This is a genomic window from Brevibacterium sp. Mu109, assembly GCF_900169375.1.
In the GTDB taxonomy this organism is placed as follows: domain Bacteria; phylum Actinomycetota; class Actinomycetes; order Actinomycetales; family Brevibacteriaceae; genus Brevibacterium; species Brevibacterium yomogidense_A.
The window spans coordinates 1-1,161 of sequence record NZ_FXZF01000106.1 but is presented as its reverse complement, the minus strand read 5'-3'; the positions used below and the strand labels follow the sequence as shown (position 1 = coordinate 1,161).

General features: G+C 64.9%; 2 protein-coding genes. Both read left to right on the top strand.

All coding sequences use genetic code 11. From position 1 onward, the window contains the following. Nucleotides 1–767: MFS transporter (locus tag BSP109_RS16675; RefSeq protein ID WP_146001231.1), on the top strand; the 767-nt coding region annotated here is incomplete at its 5' end. Further along, nucleotides 764–1,087 (top strand): universal stress protein, encoded by a 324-nt coding sequence (locus BSP109_RS16670; RefSeq protein ID WP_257944763.1) that lies wholly within the window; start codon nucleotides 764–766, stop codon nucleotides 1,085–1,087. The genes BSP109_RS16675 and BSP109_RS16670, both read left to right, overlap by 4 nt. Nucleotides 1,088–1,161: the final 74 nt, after the last annotated feature.

Here is a 1,161-nt window from a genome sequence, read left to right as displayed (position 1 = left end):
ACGACCAGGCGTTCGAGGTGCTCAAACAGGTCCGATCGACCGAACGCGCCGAGGCGGAGATGAAGGAGGTCGAGCTCCTCGCCGAGGAGGAGGAGAAGTCGAAGACGGGCGGACTGTCCGACCTCGCCTCGAAGTGGGTGCTGCGCCTCGTCATCATCGGCGTCGGCCTCGGCATCGCCCAGCAGCTCACCGGCATCAACTCGGTGATGTACTACGGCACTCAGCTGCTCACCGACGCCGGTTTCTCCGCCGACGCCGCAATCATCGCGAACACCTTCAACGGACTCTTCTCCGTCCTCGGCGTCACCGTCGGCATCATGCTCATCAACAAGCTGCCGCGGCGGGTCATGCTGCTCGGCGGGTTCACACTCACGAGCACGTTCCACCTCCTCATCGGCCTCTCCGCGGTGTTCCTCCCGGACGGGCAGTTCAAGGCGTACGCGATCCTCGTCTTCGTCGTCCTCTTCGTCTTCTCGATGCAGGGCACGCTCGGACCCCTCGTATGGCTCATGCTCGCCGAGATCTTCCCGCTGAAGATCCGCTCGTTCGCCATGGGCATCTGCGTCTTCGCCCTGTGGATGGCCAATGCCGCCGTGGCCCAGTTCTTCCCCAGCGTCGTCGCCGGCATGGGGATCGCGAACACCTTCTTCATGTTCGCCGGCCTCGGAGTCCTCGCCCTCATCTTCATCTACTTCATGGTCCCCGAAACCAGGAACAAGACCCTCGAGGACCTCGAGGAGGAGTTCCGCACGAAGTACGGTCGCTGAGGGTCCCGAGTATCCTCGATGACACATCCCAGCCCACCGAGCATCCAAGGAGTGACCATGGCCATCATGGTGGCAGTCCCCGACAACGCCTCAGCCGACGCAGCCGTCACGGCCGCGATCGGCGAAGCCCGGCATTTCGACACGAATCTCGTCGTCGTCCCGCGGTCGCCGTCCTCGTCGAACTCGAGGAACGCGACGACATCGCGCGCCTCGTCATCGGCATGAAGCGCCGATCCCGGGTCGGCAAGGCCCTCATGGGCTCGGTGAGCCAGCGGCTGCTCCTCGACTCGCCGGTGCCGGTGCTCGCGGTCAAGGCCTGATCACTCGGCGTTCGGCCAGTGATGCGCCGGCCTCATCAGCGTCGGAGTCCGTGGCGAAGTCCTCGGGGCGGACG